At 70.2% G+C, this 17,173-nt stretch carries 16 protein-coding genes; 3 read left to right on the forward strand and 13 right to left on the reverse strand.

Going from position 1 to position 17,173, the window contains the following annotated elements; genetic code table 11:
* Positions 1–103: 103 nt before the first annotated feature.
* Entirely contained in the window at positions 104–1,153 is a 1,050-nt protein-coding gene (locus tag AC3AOF_RS21465; RefSeq protein WP_488346444.1) for a Rieske 2Fe-2S domain-containing protein, read from the reverse strand.
* A 235-nt stretch (positions 1,154–1,388) separates the two neighbouring features.
* On the opposite strand from AC3AOF_RS21465, the gene AC3AOF_RS21470 reads away from it, so the two are divergent.
* The gene (locus tag AC3AOF_RS21470) at positions 1,389–1,811 is read left to right on the forward strand and encodes a DUF3597 domain-containing protein (protein WP_236988961.1); all 423 of its coding nucleotides are present in this window, start codon (positions 1,389–1,391) and stop codon (positions 1,809–1,811) included.
* 39 nt (positions 1,812–1,850) lie between these two features.
* Here AC3AOF_RS21470 and AC3AOF_RS21475 read toward each other — a convergent pair whose 3' ends face one another.
* From AC3AOF_RS21475 to AC3AOF_RS21485, 3 genes are all read right to left on the reverse strand, one after another.
* Entirely contained in the window at positions 1,851–2,354 is a 504-nt protein-coding gene (locus tag AC3AOF_RS21475; protein ID WP_488346445.1) for a hypothetical protein, read from the reverse strand.
* A gap of 132 nt (positions 2,355–2,486) precedes the next feature.
* A complete protein-coding gene (locus tag AC3AOF_RS21480) occupies positions 2,487–3,611 on the reverse strand; it encodes a polyamine ABC transporter substrate-binding protein (protein ID WP_236988959.1) in 1,125 nt (374 codons plus the stop codon).
* A gap of 1 nt (position 3,612) precedes the next feature.
* Complete coding sequence (locus AC3AOF_RS21485) at positions 3,613–3,972, reverse strand: RidA family protein (protein ID WP_236988958.1); 360 nt, start codon at positions 3,970–3,972, stop codon at positions 3,613–3,615.
* 174 nt (positions 3,973–4,146) lie between these two features.
* On the opposite strand from AC3AOF_RS21485, the gene AC3AOF_RS21490 reads away from it, so the two are divergent.
* Positions 4,147–4,419, forward strand: coding sequence for a GlsB/YeaQ/YmgE family stress response membrane protein (locus tag AC3AOF_RS21490; RefSeq protein ID WP_236988957.1), 273 nt, complete (start codon positions 4,147–4,149; stop codon positions 4,417–4,419).
* A gap of 133 nt (positions 4,420–4,552) precedes the next feature.
* On the opposite strand, the gene AC3AOF_RS21495 is transcribed toward AC3AOF_RS21490, so the two are convergent.
* The 5 genes from AC3AOF_RS21495 to rpsO all read right to left on the reverse strand — a co-directional run bounded on the left by AC3AOF_RS21495 (position 4,553) and on the right by rpsO (position 8,828).
* The gene (locus AC3AOF_RS21495; protein WP_236988956.1) at positions 4,553–4,795 is read right to left on the reverse strand and encodes a YgaP-like transmembrane domain; all 243 of its coding nucleotides are present in this window, start codon (positions 4,793–4,795) and stop codon (positions 4,553–4,555) included.
* Positions 4,796–4,928: 133 nt separating this feature from the next.
* Positions 4,929–5,561: a glutathione S-transferase family protein gene (locus AC3AOF_RS21500; RefSeq protein ID WP_236988955.1), complete on the reverse strand. Its 633-nt coding sequence runs from the start codon at positions 5,559–5,561 to the stop codon at positions 4,929–4,931.
* 94 nt (positions 5,562–5,655) lie between these two features.
* Complete coding sequence (locus AC3AOF_RS21505; protein ID WP_488346446.1) at positions 5,656–6,003, reverse strand: helix-turn-helix domain-containing protein; 348 nt, start codon at positions 6,001–6,003, stop codon at positions 5,656–5,658.
* Between the two features lie 156 nt (positions 6,004–6,159).
* Positions 6,160–8,328 carry a polyribonucleotide nucleotidyltransferase gene (gene pnp / locus AC3AOF_RS21510; protein ID WP_236988953.1) on the reverse strand — a complete coding sequence of 723 codons (2,169 nt, stop codon included), beginning with the start codon at positions 8,326–8,328 and terminating at the stop codon, positions 6,160–6,162.
* 230 nt (positions 8,329–8,558) lie between these two features.
* Positions 8,559–8,828, reverse strand: a complete 270-nt coding sequence (gene rpsO / locus AC3AOF_RS21515) for a 30S ribosomal protein S15 (protein ID WP_048427462.1) — start codon at positions 8,826–8,828, stop codon at positions 8,559–8,561.
* Positions 8,829–9,146: 318 nt separating this feature from the next.
* Between rpsO and AC3AOF_RS21520 the strand changes: the two genes are divergently transcribed.
* Positions 9,147–9,683, forward strand: coding sequence for a DUF892 family protein (locus tag AC3AOF_RS21520; protein ID WP_236988952.1), 537 nt, complete (start codon positions 9,147–9,149; stop codon positions 9,681–9,683).
* Positions 9,684–9,728: 45 nt separating this feature from the next.
* On the opposite strand, the gene AC3AOF_RS21525 is transcribed toward AC3AOF_RS21520, so the two are convergent.
* The 4 genes from AC3AOF_RS21525 to AC3AOF_RS21540 all read right to left on the reverse strand — a co-directional run bounded on the left by AC3AOF_RS21525 (position 9,729) and on the right by AC3AOF_RS21540 (position 15,029).
* Positions 9,729–10,136 (reverse strand): helix-turn-helix domain-containing protein, encoded by a 408-nt coding sequence (locus tag AC3AOF_RS21525; protein WP_442919242.1) that lies wholly within the window; start codon positions 10,134–10,136, stop codon positions 9,729–9,731.
* Between the two features lie 331 nt (positions 10,137–10,467).
* Entirely contained in the window at positions 10,468–11,277 is an 810-nt protein-coding gene (gene xth, locus AC3AOF_RS21530) for an exodeoxyribonuclease III (protein ID WP_236988951.1), read from the reverse strand.
* Between the two features lie 133 nt (positions 11,278–11,410).
* A complete protein-coding gene (locus tag AC3AOF_RS21535) occupies positions 11,411–12,355 on the reverse strand; it encodes an outer-membrane lipoprotein carrier protein LolA (protein WP_236988950.1) in 945 nt (314 codons plus the stop codon).
* A gap of 127 nt (positions 12,356–12,482) precedes the next feature.
* Positions 12,483–15,029: a DNA translocase FtsK gene (locus AC3AOF_RS21540; RefSeq protein ID WP_488349032.1), complete on the reverse strand. Its 2,547-nt coding sequence runs from the start codon at positions 15,027–15,029 to the stop codon at positions 12,483–12,485.
* Between the last annotated feature and the right edge of the window lie 2,144 nt (positions 15,030–17,173).

A 17,173-nucleotide genomic window follows, 5' to 3' on the forward strand; every position in this document is an offset into this window, starting at 1 on the left:
CCCTGAATAGGCCAAACGATGCGGGTCGCGATAGCGCCCGGACACACAACCGGAAGAATTCTGCGTCAGGGCCTCTACCCAGGATGGAATTCCCAGGCCGAACTCAGCTGCGCCAGCGCAGTTCCCGCGGCTCCAAGGGATTGACGAAGGCGGCCCCGGCCTCGCGGGCGCGCAGGAACTCGCGCTTGAGGCTGAAATACCATTGCGACTGCACGTCGCTCTCGCCCATCAGCACCATGGCGGGCTTCCGGTCGAGGCCGCGCTGGGCGATCTGGAGCACGTCCCGGTCCTGGCCGAGGAACTGGCGCATCAGCGGCCGGGCGACGGGCTTGAGCAGGTTGAGCGCCGGAATGTTCCAGTACATCGCGTTGATGAGCGCGGTGCGCCCGTTCGCCAGCGGCGCGGCGAAGGTGTAGTTGGCCAAGCGCTTCTCGCCGGCGGTGATCCGCTCCAGCCGCACCCCCGGCAGCCGGAACTCGATCTCGACCTCCGGGATCGAGCCGAGCAGGCGGTAGGCGAGGGAGGCGGTCTTCGCGGTGTGGCTCGTCATGGTGAAGCCGAAGGGCGAGGGCGCGAAGTGCTTCACCTTCTCCTTCATGGTCTTCGACGGGCGCCACCACCAGGAATCGTGCACGTAGGCGACGTGGGCCGGATCGACGAAGCTCAGGGCGACGAGGTCGAACGAGGCCTCGACCTCCAGGATCTCGACGAGCTGGCCGCAATACTTGAACTCGACCTCCGGGATCGGCGGCGCCGCGTCCGGGTTCGCACCCGCGGGATTCGCGCTCGCATGGATCCAGATCAGGCCGGATTTCTCGGCAATCGCGAAGCGGGCGAGGCGGACCGAGGCGAAGTTGGCGTCGTCCCGGCGGGCGAGGGCCGGAATCGCCGCGCAGGCGCCGTCGGGCCGGAACTGCCAGCCGTGGAACGGGCAGACGAGGTTGCCGTCGACGATGCGGCCGGCCGAGAGCGCCATGCCGCGATGGGGGCAGCGGTCGCGCAGCGCGAACAGCGCACCCGATTCCTCGCGCCCGACCACCACGGCCTCCTCGCCGAGGCTCACAGACCGCATACCCCCGGGCCGCAGGCTGCGGCTCTCGCCGACGCAGTACCAGACGTCGTCGAGCGCCCGGCGGATCGGATCCCCTGTCATGCCTCGTCCACGGCCTTCGATCTCATCGGCCCCGTGTCGAGGCCGGCGCAACGTCCTTACCCGATCCGGCGGGTCCGTGAAGCGGCCGGAAGCGCGCATCTCCCCTGCGGCGAGGAACGGGAAGCGGGGCGGTTCGTTACCGTGACGACGGTGCCGCAGGGCGAGCGCACCCTATATCCGCCCACGGCCGCATGGTCGCGGGCGCCACCATGAGCCCTTGACGGAGGATGACACGATGAGCCTGCTCGGGACGATCGTCAGCAAGATCCTGCACCCCTTCGGCGGCGGCGACGCTCAGGCGCAGACGTCGGACGCGCCGAAGACCGACACCTCCACGGGCGGCGCACTCGGCGGCGGCTCGGACGCGTCTTCGGGCGCCAGCGTGCCGAAGGTCGACGGGAAGGTCGATGTCGAGGCGGTGCTCAACGACCTCGCCGCGAAGGCCGGGCAGCCGCTCAACTGGCGCACCTCAATCGTCGATCTGATGAAGCTGCTCCATCTCGACAGCAGCCTGTCGGCCCGCAAGGAGCTCGCCAAGGAGCTGAACTACACCGGCGACACCGACGACTCGGCCACGATGAACGTGTGGCTGCACAAGCAGGTCATCAAGAAGCTGGAGGAGAACGGCGGCAAGGTGCCGGACGACCTCAAGGATTGATGAGTCCCGGCCCTCTCTCGCCAAGAGGGGGCCCCATCCTCACGACAGGCCGTCGTCCGGCCCGCCCTTCCTGGGGAGACGCCGGACCTCGGCGAGGAGACGCTGCGCATCGGCGACGGCATGTCCGAGCCCGAGGCGCGCCTGCCGCACTCGCGCAGCGAAACCGGTGGCCATCCAGTGCAGCCTCTCGGCCTCGGCGCGCATCTCCGCGGCCGCCAGCATCAGGTCGTCCAGGCGCTCGCAAATCTCGGACAGGCTCATGTCCCGGGACAGGGCGGGCAGGCCGGGGACGGCAGCGGCCTCGGGCAGGCAGACCAGCGGCAGGCGGGGCCAGGCCACCCGCAGGCGCGCGGCGATGCCCGGCAGCTCCGGCGAGGCCGACAGGCCCGGGCTCACCAGCGCCAGATCGACCACCCACCCTCCGGCGATGGCGGCCGGCACCGGATCCAGTTCCGTCCCCACGGCATCGACGATGCCGTAGCCCTTGGCGGCGAGCTGCCCGGCGAGGGGCGGCACCGCCTCGCCGGCATCGCGGAGCATCATCAGGACGGGTTCGCACGGATCACCCATCCCTCCCGGTTAGCATGCCGTCCGTGCCGGCAGTACCGGCCGTTTGGTCCAAACGCGGCTCGAACTTGCCCGGGACTTGGCCGGAGCTTGGCCGGACCTTGGGCCTCACCGCCCGGTACGGACGCGGGTCCAGAGCCGCGTCACCACCCGCTGGGTGCGGTCGTCGTAGGCGGTGTTGGTGAACAGCCGCCGGAAGGTCGCCTCGTCCGGGTAGATGCCGGGATCGGACAGGATCTCGGGGCGGATCAGGGTCTTCGCCGCCAGGTTGCCGCTCGCGTAGGAGACGAAGTTGGTGTTGGCCGCCGCCACCTCGGGCCGCATCATGAAGTCGATGAAGGCGTGGGCCTCCGCCGCGTGGGCCGCGTCCTTGGGGATCGCGAAGGCATCGAACCACATCAGGGCGCCCTGCTGCGGGATGTAATAGGCGATGTCGACGTCGTTCTTGGCCTCGCGGGCGCGACGGCGGGCCTGCAGGATGTCGCCCGAATAGCCGACCGAGAGGCAGACGTCGCCATTGGCGAGCTGGTTGATGTACTCGGAGGAGTGGAACTTCTGCACCGCGCCGCGGATGCGGAACAGCGCGTCGCCCGCCTTGTCGAGGTCGTCGACCCGGCGCGAATCGGGCTTCAGCCCGAGCGCCTGGAGCACGCTCGGAATGATATCGTCGGGAGAATCCAGCATCGTGACGCCGCAATCCTTGAGCTTGGCGATCAGCTCCGGGCGCAGGACGATGTCCCAGGTGTTGAGCGGCTGGTTGGGCCCCAAGCGCTCGCGCACGAGCGCGGTGTTCACCCCGATGCCGGTGGTGCCCCACATGTAGTCGACGGCGTAGGCGTTGCCCGGATCGTAGGCCGCGAGCCGCGCCGTCACCTCGGGCCAGGCGTGCTTGAGGTTCGGCAGCTTGGCCTTGTCGAGGGGCTGGAAGGCGCCGGCCTTGATCAGGCGCTGCAGGAAGGGCCCCGTCGGCACCACGAGGTCGTAGCCCGAGCGGCCGGCGAGCAGCTTGGTCTCGAGGATCTCGTTGGTGTCGTAGGTGTCGTAGACGACCTTGATGCCGGTCTCGCGCGTGAAGGCGTCGAGCATCTTGGGGTCGATATAATCCGACCAGTTGTAGATGTTGACGACCCGCTCCGGCGCGGCCGCGACTGCTGGCCCCGTCGGGAACCCAGCCGCCAGAGCGAGAAGGCAGGCGGTGGTCGCCCGCAGGAAGCCGCGCCGGAGGAGCCGCATGTCAGGCCTTGACCGCGGCGATGATCGAGATCTCGACCTTGTATTGCGGGCCGGCGAGCTTCGCCTCGACGGTGGCGCGGGCCGGGGTGTGGCCTTCGGCGACCCAGCCGTCCCAGGCACGGTTCATCTCGGCGAAGGTCGACATGTCGGCGAGGTAGATCGTGGCCGAGAGCAGACGGGTCTTGTCGCTGCCGACGGTCGCGAGCAGCGCGTCGATCTGGGCCAGGATGTCCTTGGTCTGCGCCTCGACGCCCTCGTTGTTCGAGACGTTGTCCGCGACCTGGCCGGCGAGGTAGGCGGTGCCGTTATGGACCACCGCCTGGCTCATCCGGGGGCCGGTGTCGAAACGGGTGATGGTCATCGAAACACTCCTCGAGGCGCTGGAATGGCGCTCCGGCGCCTTGTGCCGCCGAACCGAGGGCCACGTAAAGGCCTCGCGCCATCCACAGCGTTCCGAAGCGCGAAGTTCGGCGCAACCATGGCCGGACCTCGTGCGTTTGCCCTGCATCGAAGCGGAGCCGAAGGGCAGACCCCAATGCTTGCGATCCTGTGGACCATCATCATCGGCTTCGTCGCCGGTGTCATCGCCAAGTTCATCATGCCCGGCTCGGCCAACGAGCCGAGCGGCTTCATCATGACCACGCTGCTGGGCATCGTCGGCGCCTTCGTGGCGACGTTCCTGGGTCAGCTCACCGGCTGGTACCCGCCCAACGAGGGCGCGGGCCTGATCGCCTCGGTCGTCGGCGCCGTGATCGTCCTGGCGATCTACGGCTTCATCCAGGGCCGCCGCCGCACCACGGTCCTCTGATATCCGGGAAGCCGGCGGGACACCGCCGGCCATCCTGTACGAGACAAGGCCCGCGCCGGCAGCCCGGTGCGGGCCTTTTTTCGTTCGCACAAAGGCACAAAGGAAAGGGGCGCCGAATCGGCGCCCCCCGGGATCAAATCCGCGCCGGCTCGTGGGAGCCGCTGTTCATCAGCGACTTGGCGGCGCAATGGCCGGTGGCGCCGCGGATCGCCAGGAGCGAGCCGGCGACCAGGGCCGCGAGGCTCAGGAACTTGTTCGGCCGGGGCTGCGCCGCCGCCGCGGCCAGCCCGAGGCCGAGCACGACCGAGATGGCGCGCTCCTTGGTGGTCAGGTTGCGCTCGCCGCCGAACACGTCGTGCATCAGGTCGTTGGCCATGGGGTCTCCGTCAGGGTCGGTCGCGGAAGAATTCCGCTGCGTCGCGGTGCGAACGCGGCCGGAGGCCGGACGTTCCCTGGCGAAAGCTCCGCTCGGCCCTTGCGGCGTATCGCTCAAGCCTGCGGCGCTTCTCTCAGGCCTGCGGCGCTTGTGCGATCAGCCGGTCGTCGATCTCCCGGGCGCGCACGGCCGCCGGCCGGCCGGCGAGGCGGGCGACATAGGCTTCGTAGGCAGGGCGTCGCTCGATGCCGCCGAACTGCATCCCCCACATCAGGTGCGACCCGAGATAGAGATCGGCGGCCGAGAAGCGCCCGCCGGCGAGGTAGTCTCTGCCCGAAACCGCGCCTTCGAGGGCGTCGAGCACCTCCGCCATGCTGCCGTACCCGACCATGCGGCGCCTGTCCTCCGGCACCTCGACGCCGAGCGCCTTGTCGGTCACCGCCGCCTCGACCGGGCCGGCGGCGAAGAACAGCCAGCGGTAATAGGCGCCGCGCTCCGGATCATCGATGGCCGGGGCGAGGCCGGCCTGCGGGAAGGCATCGGCCAGGTAGGCGCAGATCGCCGCCGTCTCGGTCACGGTCACGCCGCGATGCACGAGCGCAGGCACCTTGGCGAGCGGATTGATGGTGCGGTAGGCGGCATCCTTCATCGTCTGCCCGTAGCCGAGGATTTCGGTCCGGTAGGGCGCCCCGACCTCCTCCAGCATCCAACGGACGATGCGCCCGCGGGACATCGGGTGGGTGTAGAAGACGAGATCGTCGCTCATGCGCTGCCTCCCCGGCGGGCGAATCGGCTGCGGCCCGCGGCAGACCTTTAAGCAGGGGCGGAGGCGGACGGGAAGAATGATGGCGGCAGGCGGCTCACAGTCCCAGGAACAGCGCGGCCGGAAAGCCGAACCGATCTGCAAGCGCTCGCGCCTGACGCAGGTTGATCTGGCGCTTCCCGGCCGGGATCTCTGACACGACCGACGGCCCCCCGACCTCCGGCAGATCGGATTGCCCCAACCCGCGCTCCACCATGATCACGCGCAGCACCTCGGCTCCCGTGGCCACCGGAAGCGGGCGATGCTCCTCGTCGTAGGCTTCGATCAGGTCGCCCATACGGGACGCCAGAAGGGCGAGGGGATGATCCTCATCCTCGCCAGCGAAGGGGCCGAGCACCTCGTCCAGTTGCTCGACGAGCCGCTGGTACGCGTCATCCGTCGTCAAATCAGTTGCCCGCCGACCGGGATGCAAGGCACGTCGCAGTATCAACGTGCCTGACGCAGCCTTTCGCAGCGGGCACAAAAAAGCGCGGCCCCGCAGGGCCGCGCTTCCAGGGCATGGCGGCGGAAACCGTCCGGCCCCCGCCGACCGCCTCAGCGATCACTCGCCGCGGGGCTGCCGCTCGCGCGAGCGGTCGGCGTCGCGCTGGGCCTTCAGCTTCTCCGTCAGGTCCTCGCCGGTCTCCTGGTCGACGACCTTCATCGACAGGCGGATCTTGCCGCGATCGTCCTGGCCGAGGAACTTCACCTTCACCTTGTCGCCCTCCTTCACCACGTCGGTGACCTTGGCGACGCGCTGGGCGGCGAGCTCGGAGATGTGGACGAGACCGTCCTTGGCGCCGAAGAAGTTGACGAAGGCGCCGAACTCCATCGTCTTCACGACGGTGCCCTCGTAGATCATGCCGACCTCGGCCTCGGCCACGATCGAGCGGATCCAGTTGTAGGCCGCCTTGATCGCCTTGCCGTCGGCCGAGGCGATCTTGATGATGCCGGTATCCTGGATGTCGATCTTGGCGCCGGTCTTCTCGACGATCTCGCGGATCACCTTGCCGCCGGTGCCGATCACTTCCCGGATCTTGTCGGTCGGAATCTGCATCGTCTCGATGCGCGGCGCATGCTCGCCGAGCTCGGGACGGGCGGCGGTCAGCGCCTTGGACATCTCGCCGAGGATGGTCGCGCGACCGTCCTTGGCCTGGGCGAGCGCCACCCGCATGATCTCCTCGGTGATGCCGGCGATCTTGATGTCCATCTGGAGCGAGGTGATGCCCTCCTCCGTGCCGGCCACCTTGAAGTCCATGTCGCCGAGATGATCCTCGTCGCCGAGGATGTCGGACAGCACCGCGTAGCGCTCACCCTCGAGGATGAGGCCCATGGCGATGCCGGCCACCGGACGGCGCAGGGGCACGCCGGCATCCATCAGCGACAGCGAGGCGCCGCAGACCGAGGCCATCGAGGACGAGCCGTTCGACTCGGTAATCTCCGACACGACGCGGATCGTGTAGGGGAACTCGTGGGCGGCCGGCAGGACCGGGTGCACGGCGCGCCAGGCGAGCTTGCCGTGGCCGATCTCGCGGCGGCCGGGCGAGCCCATGCGGCCGGTCTCGCCCACCGAATAGGGCGGGAAGTTGTAGTGGAGGAGGAACGTCTCCTTGTAGGTGCCCGAGAGCGCGTCGATGAACTGCTCGTCGTCGCCGGTGCCCAGCGTCGCCACCACCAGCGCCTGGGTCTCGCCGCGGGTGAACAGGGCCGAGCCGTGGGTGCGGGGCAGCACGCCGACCTCGGAGACGATCGGGCGGACGGTCTTCACGTCGCGGCCGTCGATCCGGGAGCCGGTGTCGAGGATGTTCCAGCGGACCACCTTCGACTGGGCCTCCTTGAAGGCGGCCTTGATCTTCTCGGCCTCGAAGCGGGCCTCGCCCTCAGGCGGCGCGAGGGCTGCCATCACCTTCGCCTTCACGGCGTCGACGGCGGCGTAGCGCTCCTGCTTGACGGTGTTCTTGTAGGCCTCGCGCAGATCGGCCTCGCCGACCTCGAGCACGGCCTTCTCGACCTCGGAATTATCCGCGGGCTGGAAGTTGCGCGGCTCCTTGGCGGCCTTCTCGGCGAGGCGGATGATCGCCTCGATGACCGGCTGGAAGTGCTTGTGGCCGAACATCACGGCCCCGAGCATCACGTCCTCGGACAGCTCCTTCGCCTCCGACTCCACCATCAGCACGGCGTCCTGGGTGCCGGCGACGACGAGGTCGAGGGTCGAGCCCTCCATTTCCTGGATGGGCGGGTTGAGCTTGTACTGACCGCCGACATAGCCGACGCGGGCAGCCCCGATCGGGCCCATGAACGGCACGCCCGACAGGGTCAGCGCCGCGGAGGCCGCCACCATGGCGAGGATGTCGGGATCGGTCTCGAGGTCGTGCGAGAGCACCGTGACGACGAGCTGGGTGTCGTTGCGCCAGCCCTCGACGAAGAGGGGGCGGATCGGCCGGTCGATCAGGCGGGAGACCAGGGTCTCCTTCTCGGAGGGACGGCCCTCGCGCTTGAAGTAGCCGCCCGGGATGCGGCCGGCGGCGTAGGTGCGCTCCTGGTAGTTCACCGTGAGCGGCAGGAAATCGATGCCGGGCTTCGGCTCCTTCATCGACACCACGGTGGCGAGCACCGAGGTCTCGCCGTAGGTGGCGACCACGGCGCCGTCGGCCTGGCGGGCGACCTTGCCGGTCTCGAGCACGAGCTTGCGCCCGCCCCACAGCAGCTCTTCGCGTTGAACGTCGAACATGTTCGTCATGCCTTCCTGCGGTCCGGGAGGGCGGCGCCAGCGCAAGACGGCGAGGGGCTCATTGAGAGCCACCGGCGATCCTGCCCTGGCGGTCGCGGCCCGCATTCTTCAGTGCGGGTCCCGGATTAAGGGCGGCCGGACCCATTCCGGCCCACCCGGGACGGGGGAGCCTCGAGGCTCACCCGCGAAAACGCGGCCCGGACCGGTGCCCGAACCGCGTGAGGTCCACCTTAGCGGCGGATGCCGAGGCGCTCGATGAGGGCGCGGTAGCGGGCCTCGTCCTTGCGCTTCAGGTAGTCGAGGAGCGACCGGCGCTGCGACACCAGCTTGAGCAGGCCGCGGCGCGAGTGGTTGTCCTTGGTGTGGGTCTTGAAGTGCCCGGTGAGGTTCTGGATCCGCTCGGTGAGGATCGCGACCTGCACTTCCGGCGAGCCGGTGTCGGTCCCGCCGCGGGCATGTTCCTTGATGAGCGCGGTCTTGCGCTCCGCCGTGATCGACATCGCGTGTCCTTTCAGTGCTACGGGTTCACGAGGTGCGCGGGCTCTTGAGGGAGGCCGCCTTCCGCAAGGGCTCGGCCGGGCCGGGATGTCGTCCAGCGCGGTCTGCCAAGGCGAAAAACCTCGCCGTGTGCGGGCGAGGGTGGCGCAGCCTATACACGATCCGTCGCCCCTTGCCACTCCCCTGTGGCCTGCGTGCCATTCTGACCGCGCGCGGTTTCGTCACGCCCATGCCGGCTGCATCCGGGAACGGCCGAGGTCGAACCCGAGATACCCCCACGTAGTTTGCCCGCCATTCTCCACCCCACGAGAGGATGTGCGATGACCACGACCGCGACCGCGGCCAAGAGCGACGAGACCGTGCAGGCGATCTACGTCACGGCCCTGCGCAACACCCACGCCCTGGAGAAGCAGGCGGCGCAGATGATCCAGCGCCAGATCGAGCGCTACGAGCACTATCCCGACCTGACCCAGGCGCTGCGGCTGCACAGGAGCGAGACCGACCAGCAGGTCACCCGCCTCGCCGACCTGCTGCACCGCCACGGCGAGGACCGCTCGCTCCTCAAGGACGTGGTGACCCAGACGGTGGGCAATGTCGCGGCGCTCGTCCACAGCGTGACCGGCGACGAGGTCTTGAAGAACCTCTATACCGACTACTCGGTCGAGACCTACGAGATCGCCGCCTATACCTCGCTGATCACGCTGGCCGAGGAGGCCGGGCACGCCCGCGACATCGAGACCCTGCGCCTGTCTCTCAAGGAGGAGGAGCGGATGGCCGAGGCGGTGTTTGCTCAGATCGTGCCGGTGACGAAGGGGTTCGTCGCCAGGGAAGCCGCGGGCGAGAAGGCGGATCGGTAGGGCGGACGGGGAGGGGTGGCGCGTAGCGCTCCGCCCCTTCGCCCGTCAGTCCCGCTCGAAGGCGCACTCGATCCGGCGGCGGGCTCCCGTCGCCTCAGCGAAACGGCGCAGAGAGGTCGTGGTCGGCGCTGCCTTGCCTGTCTCCCACCGTGCCACCATCGCCTGCGAGGCACCGATGCGCCGGGCGACCTCCGCCTGAGAGAGCGTCGAGGCCTGCCGAGCCCCTCCGCCATGGCGAAGGCCAGTGCCATGGCCGGAGAGACCTCCTCGTAGGAAGCCCGATACCACGGGTCCGCGTGCCAACGCTCGCGGATGCTCTGGAATGGGATTGGCGTCACGGCGTCGGCGCGGGAACTCACGGGATCTCGTCACCGGGGTCGGGCGCACGTCCGGCGCCCGATCGAGGATTGCCAGGGCGGCAGCGACATCGGCCCGCGCTACGCGCTCGCGCATGGTCCGGAACCTGCGCTGCTGATCGACGCCGTCGGTGATGAGGCCGAGGAGCGTCTGATCCAGGGGGTGCCCTCTTCCGTCGCAGCATCCTGTGCCTGCTGCATGACCGTGTCCGGAATCTGGAGGGCGACCGATGCCATGACCGGAGTAGAGACTCGATCGCGGGCGAGCGCAAGTTGAATGACGGACGGCCCCATGGGAACGACGGTCGCCTCATCTTGCACCGTCAGCGGCTATGGACCCCAGATTCTCGTCTTCGACGAGCCCCGTGATGACGTGGAGAGCTGTCGACTTCGGCGCCAGATCGATCGATCCGGTCGTTGCCGAACCTCTACAGCTCCAATTCGACCGTCACCGGCACATGGTCCGACGGCTTCTCCCAGGCCCGGGCATGCCGCGCCACCGTCACCGACTTCACCGTATCGGCGAGGTCCGGCGTGACCCAGATATGGTCGAGTCGCCGTCCCTTGTCGGCCGCCGCCCAGTCGGGGGAACGGTAGCTCCACCACGTATAGATCTTCTCCGGCGGCGGGCGCAGGTGGCGCATCGTGTCGATCCAGCCGGCCTCGCCCCTTAGGGATTCCAGGCGCTCGGTCTCGATCGGGGTGTGGCTGACCACGTCGAGCAGTTGCTTGTGCGACCAGACATCGTGCTCGAGCGGCGCCACGTTGAGGTCGCCGACGAGGATTGCCGGACCCGAGGGGCGCCGGCCGCCCCAGGCGCGCAGCTCGTCCATGAAGGAGAGCTTGTGGGCGAATTTGTCGTTCAGCTTCGCGTCCGGCACGTCGCCGCCGGCCGGGACGTAGAAGTCGTGGATCGCGATGCCGGCCGCAAGGCCCGCCTCCGGTCCGAGCACCGCCGAGATGTGGCGCGCGTCCTGGCGCTCGCAGAAGCTCATCACCTCGCGGGTGACGAGCGGCAGGCGCGAGAGGATCGCGACGCCGTTATACCCTTTTTGCCCGGCGAAGACGACGTGCGGATAGCCGAAGCTCTGCAGCTCCTTCAACGGGAAACGGTCGTCCGGGCATTTGGTCTCCTGGAGGCAGAGCACGTCGGGCTTCGCCTCGTCGAGGAAGCGACGCACGAGGTCGATGCGCAGGCGGACCGAGTTGATGTTCCAGGTGCTGACGGTGAGGCGCAACGGTCGAGGTCTCGAAAGCAGGAGTAAAACCGCAGCGCGTTCAAACGCGCCGGCTGAGCCCGACTGGGCGTCGGCGCTCATGCGCCGGACGCTTCGCCATCGGCCTGTCGATGGCGAAGCGCACTGGGATGGATCAGTTGGGACGGGCCTGCTGCATCTTGGCTTCCAGCTCCTTGTCGACCGCCCGGCCGTAATTGATGACGAACAGCATGCCGTCGACGGCGCGGCCGCGCTGGAGGTTGGAGAGCAGCACGGTGGTCTGGTAGCCCTGCGGGTCGGTGATCCGCCACTGGCTCAAGGTCTTCATCGCGTCGTCGAAGTAGAGCGCGATGCGGGAGGTGCCCCCCAGCGTCGAGCGATCGTCGAGCACGATGCGGATGCCGCCGGGCTCGGCCGCGACGTCGGTGACGGTGAGGTCGCGGGCGAGGTCGATCTTGTCGCGGAGCAGGAATTTCAGCGGTGTCTGCGAGATGAAGTAGAGGTCCTGGGTCGCCAGCTTGCGGTCGCGCACGGCCACCGAGGTGCCGTCGGCGATCACCTCGAGTGTCGAGGGCTGGTCGTAGTCGAAGCGCAGGCGTCCGGGCTTGGCGAGGTAGAGCTTGCCGCCGATCTTGCGCCCGTCGGCGCCGATCTGGATGAAGTTGCCGGTCAGCGTCGAGACGTTGTTGAAATAGGCGTTGGCGCGCTCGATCACCGCGGCCGGATTGGCGGGATCGACAGCGGCCGCGGTGGTGGCGGCGGCGACCTGCTGTGCCGGGCGGCCGGCCTCGGGGGCGGCCGGGACGGCGGCGGTCTCGACCGGCTCGGGCGCAGTGCCCCTGGCCCCGCCGAGGGAAGTCGGCCGGCGCGGCGGAAGCGGCGCCCGGGCGGCGGAGGGTCCGGCCGGTGCCGCCTGGCTCGGGGCGGCGGGCGCCACGTCCGGCTGCACCTCGGGCGCCGGGTCCTTGCGGCCGAACAGACCGTCGAGGAACGACGACACCTGCGCCTGGGCAGGCGCCGCGCTCACCAGGGCGGCGACCGAGAGAGCGGCGCCGAGGGACACCGCGCGGAGCGGGCCGGAGCGGGGACGGCCGGTCATCGGCAGGGTTCTCCGTATGGGCGAAGGCGGGGCAGGCCGGCACGCCGGCCCGGAAGGCTGGCGTGCCGCAGGGGCCGGTCCGGCCATAGAGCCGCCCCCTGTGGCGAATATGCGACGGCGGGGCGGCTCACGCCTCGTCGGCCCCGGGCTGGGACCCCGGCTGCGGCGCGGGCTCGATCAGGATCTCGCGCTTGCCGGCATGGTTGGCGGGGCCGACGATGCCCTCGCGCTCCATCCGCTCCATCAGCGAGGCCGCCCGGTTGTAGCCGATCTGCAATCGACGCTGGATGTAGCTGGTCGACGCCTTCTTGTCGCGCAGCACCACCGCCACCGCTTGGTCGTAGAGGTCGGCGGTCGGGTCGCCGAAGCTGCCCTGGTCCATGACCGGCGTGTCCTGCGCGGCGGCCGCGGCCTCCTCGGCCTCCTCGTCCGCCGTGACGGCGTCGAGGTAGGACGGGCGGCCCTGGCGCTTGAGATGCGCCACGACCTGCTCGACCTCGTCGTCCGAGCAGAACGGGCCGTGGACCCGGGTCGTCCGGCCGCCGCCGGCCATGAACAGCATGTCGCCCTGGCCCAGCAACTGCTCGGCGCCCATCTCGCCCAGGATCGTCCGCGAGTCGATCTTCGAGGTCACCTGGAACGAGATCCGGGTCGGGAAATTCGCCTTGATCGTGCCGGTGATGACATCCACCGACGGGCGCTGCGTCGCCATGATCAGATGCAGGCCGGCGGCGCGGGCCATCTGGGCGAGACGCTGGATCGCGCCCTCGATGTCCTTGCCCGCCACCATCATCAGGTCGGCCATCTCGTCGACCACGATCACGATGTAGGGCAGGGCGGTGAGGTCCATCACCTCGTCCTCGTAGATCGCCTCGCCGGTCTCGCGGTCGAAGCCGGTCTGGACGGTGCGGGTGATCACCTCGCCGCGCGCGCGCGCCTCCGCCACCCGGGCGTTGAAGCCGTCGATGTTGCGAACGCCGAGGCGCGCCATCTTCTTGTAGCGCTCCTCCATCTCGCGCACCGCCCATTTGAGGGCGACGACCGCCTTCTTGGGATCGGTGACGACCGGCGAGAGCAGGTGCGGGATGCCGTCATAGACCGACAGTTCCAGCATCTTGGGATCGACCATGATCAGGCGGCACTCCTCCGGCTTCAGCCGGTAGAGCAGCGACAGGATCATGGTGTTGATCGCGACCGACTTGCCCGAGCCGGTGGTGCCGGCGACCAGCAGGTGGGGCATGCGGGCGAGATCGGCGATGATCGCCTCGCCGCCGATATTCTTGCCGAGGCAGAGCGCGAGCTTCTGCTTGGTCTCGACGAAGGCCGGCGAGGTCAGGAGTTCGCGTAAGTACACCGTCTCGCGCTTGAGGTTCGGCAACTCGATGCCGATCGCGTTGCGGCCCTGCACGACGGCGACGCGGGCGGAGATGGCCGACATCGAGCGGGCGATGTCGTCGGCGAGCGAGATGACGCGGCTCGACTTGGTGCCGGGCGCCGGCTCCATCTCGTAGAGCGTCACCACCGGGCCCGGCCGCACGGCGAGGATCTCGCCGCGCACCCCGAAATCCTGGATCACCTGCTGCAGCTGGATGGCGTTGTCCTCCAGCATCTCGGGATCGAGGTTGCTGCCGTCCGATTCCCGCGGCTCGGCCAGGAGGTCGACCGAGGGCAGTTCGTAGGGCACCTCGACCAGCCGCGAGACCTGGCGCAGCGGGATGGTGGCGACCGGCGCCAGGATGTCGTCCTCGTCGTCCCCGTCATCGTCGGCATCGAGGCCGAGGTCGCAATCGAGGCCGGCCGTGCCGATGACCAGCCCGTGCGGCTCCGCCGGCGACATCTCCGGCAGGGCAGGCGCCCAGGACGGTGCCGGCGCGACCGTCCCCGGCTCGGGGGCCGGGGTGACGGCCTGCTCGGAGACCGGCACCGGCTGCTGCGGGTCGAACGTCGTCGGCTGCGCAGCGACCGGCGCTGATTGCGATGCAACCGGCCCCGGTTGCGCAGCAACCGGCAGGATGATGCGCGGCGGACGCGGCGGGGAGGGCAGGGTCGGCGCGGGCGGCAGCGCGTTGAGGCGACCGGTCGGCACGTAGACGAAGGGCTGCGCCCCCCGCGGCGCGGCGGGAGCGGTGGGTTCTGCTGCAGGCCGATCCCCGACGGGCGCCTGAGGGAGTTCGTACGCCGCCCCGGGCTGCGCGACGGGCTGCGCGTCCGCAGCGATGAACGACCACGGCACCGGCGTGAAGGCCAAGGGCGCGGCGGGAAGAGCGGGCTCCGACGCGACGGCCGGCGCCACCTCCATCGCGGTCTCGACCTTCGCCTCGGCCTCGACGGCGACGGAGGGCGGCATCGGCGCGGCCGGAGGCTCGGGCGCCACCGGAACGGGCAGGAAGGCCGTCTCCGTGAAGGGCACGTAGGTGAGCGCCAGCAGCGGGGCGGGCGCCGGCAGCAGGATCGTCTCGGGCGGCAGGTCGCGAGCAGAGTTCCGCTCCCCGGCGACACCGGCTTCGGCCACCCCGTCCATGGGCGCGATCACCGCCGCGACGGCATCCATCCCAGGCTCGACGGCCGTCTCGGCGACAGGCTCGGGCGGCAAGTCCGCAGAAGGCAAGTCCGCATAAGGCAAGTCCGCATAAGGCAAGTCCGCGAGAGCCAAGCCCATGGCCTGGAAATCCAAGGAAAAATGGAAATCCAGGGAATAGAAGTCCGCGGGAGGCATGCCCACGGGCTGGAAGCCCATGAGCGCCGGGTCGATGGCGGACACGTCGCTGGAGGGCAAATCCGCCGAGGACGTCCCGCCCCGCGGCATCCCGGCCGACAGCGGCGGCCCGGCAGCCTCGGCCGATTCGCCGGCGACGGGCTCGGCCCGTGAAGCGACCGCCTCCGCAGCGACGGCCCCGGCGGGCGAGACTTCGGCGGGCGAGACTTCGGCGGGAGGGACCTCGGCGGCCGGCTCCTCGGCAACAGCCTCCTCCGGGTCCGGAACCGGCCGGTTGTCCTGCTCGGCGGCCGTCGAGAGCGGGTGCGTCCAGTCGTGCTGGAGCAGGCGGTCGAGGGTATAGACCGGGCGCGGCGGCAATGAGCGCAGATGCGAGACGTCGACCGGCACCAGGATGGCGCTGTTCGGCACGTCGAAGATTTGCGGCACCTCGAAGACTTGCGGCACATCGAAGGGTTGCGGCACGTCGACGATCTGGGCCGGCAGGGCCGGCGCCTCGGCGACCGCGACCATCTGCGGAACCGTCACGTCCGGCGTGAGCGGCACCGGTTCGGCCGATGCGGCCTCGGGCGCGACGGCGTCGGGAGCGGCGATCCCGGATTCGGCGGGCGATTCCGTCGCGCAGGCGACCGCGACCGGCGCCTCTTCGGCCGGGGAGTTCGCAGGCTCGGCGAGGTCCGGGACGGTCTCTTGGACGATCGGCGGAACGGTCTCCTGAGCGATGTCCAGGACGACGGCCTCCGCGACCGCCTCCGCCGTCATGGCGGTGGTCTCGGCGGGCCCCGCCATCGCAACGGGCTCGGCGGAGGAGGCCGCCGACTCGACGAGCGAACCGGTCTCGGGCGCGCCATCGCCGGCCACGGCCTCCGCGGGCTCCGGCATGGCGGGCTCCGGCACGGCCTCGGACCTCGCGATCTCCTCCTGCGAATGGCGCAGCAGGTGGTCCGGCGTGCGGGTGAAGCGCACGCCCGGCGGCAGCACGTAGGGCTGGCGCCACAGGGGCACGGCGGCGGCCGCCGCGGCGGCCTCGGCTTCGGCGCGGGCCGCTTCGGCCTCGACCCGGGCGGCCTCGGCGGCCGCGAGCTCGGCTTGCGCACGGGCGGCAGCCTCGGCCTCGGCGGCGCGCAGGGCCTCTTCCTTCTCCCGCAGGACCTGCTCGCGCCGGCGGTGGCGCGCCTGCAGCACGTGGTCGGGCGTGCGGGTGAAGCGCACGCCGGTCTCGGTGGGACGCTGAGGCGAAAGATCCTGCAGCGAGGCTTGCGGCGCCGGACGGGACCGCGGTTCCGGGACCGCGGCGGACGGCTCCGCGTCGCGGCGGCGGGCGCGGGTCAGCACAGCCCGGGCCGGACCGGCCGGGGGAATCGGCATGGTCCAGCCGCCCTCGGGGGTGAGGGCCGGGTCCGGTGCCCAGGTCGAAGCGCGGCGCGGCGCCGAGGCCTCCGGGGCGACCATGACGGCCGGGGGCGCGAAGAGATCGGGCTCGGCCGTGAGGACGGGTTCGATGAGGACGGGGTCGGACGCGCGCGCCCGGGCCGGCTCGACCGGCGGCACGACCGCTTCGGGCCGGAGGGACACGAATTCCTGCTGCAGAGGATCCTGCAGCCGTGGATCCTGCAGTTGGGGCTCTTGCAGCCGGGGATCTTGCAACCTGGGATCTTGCAACCTGGGATCTTGCAGCCTGAGGCCTCGGGAATCCTGCGGCCAGGCCTGCTGGTGCGGCGCCTCTGCAGCACCGGCGAACTCTCCCTCGTGGCGGGCCCGCGGACCGCCATGGACCGCGGCCACCGAAGGGGCCGGGCGGACGGGGGGCGCTTGCCAGGACGACGAGGCCGCATTCGGCATCGGAGCCTGCATCAGCGCCGGATCGGGCGCCCAGCCTTCCGGGACAGCCGTCCGCGCCGGGCGCGGGGCGGGGTGGGCCGCCGGGGCGAACGGGCTCTGGCTCCACGGCTCAGGGAGCGCCGGGGGCATGCCGCCGGGCTCCGGCGCGTCGGGGCGCACCAGGGCGTCGGCCATCCAGCTCGGCGTGGCGCGCCGGCTCAAGGTGTAGTCCCGCTGGGCGGGCGGGGGCGCGGGAGGCGCGAAGCGGCGGGCCAGGAGGG

Source organism: Methylobacterium sp. 142-1Y (assembly GCF_057747795.1).

Excerpts from the sequence above, each read along its gene's own strand:
- AC3AOF_RS21475 (WP_488346445.1), bottom strand. The coding sequence starts at position 2,354 with ATGATGCTCCGCGATGCCGGCGAGGCGGTGCCGCCCCTCGCCGGGCAG.
- AC3AOF_RS21500 (WP_236988955.1), bottom strand. The coding sequence starts at position 5,561 with ATGAGCGACGATCTCGTCTTCTACACCCACCCGATGTCCCGCGGGCGC.
- AC3AOF_RS21485 (WP_236988958.1), bottom strand. The coding sequence starts at position 3,972 with ATGACCATCACCCGTTTCGACACCGGCCCCCGGATGAGCCAGGCGGTG.
- AC3AOF_RS21525 (WP_442919242.1), bottom strand. The coding sequence starts at position 10,136 with ATGCGCGAGCGCGTAGCGCGGGCCGATGTCGCTGCCGCCCTGGCAATC.
- pnp (WP_236988953.1), bottom strand. The coding sequence starts at position 8,328 with ATGTTCGACGTTCAACGCGAAGAGCTGCTGTGGGGCGGGCGCAAGCTC.
- AC3AOF_RS21495 (WP_236988956.1), bottom strand. The coding sequence starts at position 4,795 with ATGGCCAACGACCTGATGCACGACGTGTTCGGCGGCGAGCGCAACCTG.
- AC3AOF_RS21535 (WP_236988950.1), bottom strand. The coding sequence starts at position 12,355 with ATGACCGGCCGTCCCCGCTCCGGCCCGCTCCGCGCGGTGTCCCTCGGC.
- AC3AOF_RS21465 (WP_488346444.1), bottom strand. The coding sequence starts at position 1,153 with ATGACAGGGGATCCGATCCGCCGGGCGCTCGACGACGTCTGGTACTGC.
- AC3AOF_RS21480 (WP_236988959.1), bottom strand. The coding sequence starts at position 3,611 with ATGCGGCTCCTCCGGCGCGGCTTCCTGCGGGCGACCACCGCCTGCCTT.
- AC3AOF_RS21490 (WP_236988957.1), top strand. The coding sequence starts at position 4,147 with ATGCTTGCGATCCTGTGGACCATCATCATCGGCTTCGTCGCCGGTGTC.
- AC3AOF_RS21520 (WP_236988952.1), top strand. The coding sequence starts at position 9,147 with ATGACCACGACCGCGACCGCGGCCAAGAGCGACGAGACCGTGCAGGCG.
- rpsO (WP_048427462.1), bottom strand. The coding sequence starts at position 8,828 with ATGTCGATCACGGCGGAGCGCAAGACCGCGCTCATCAAGGAACATGCC.
- AC3AOF_RS21470 (WP_236988961.1), top strand. The coding sequence starts at position 1,389 with ATGAGCCTGCTCGGGACGATCGTCAGCAAGATCCTGCACCCCTTCGGC.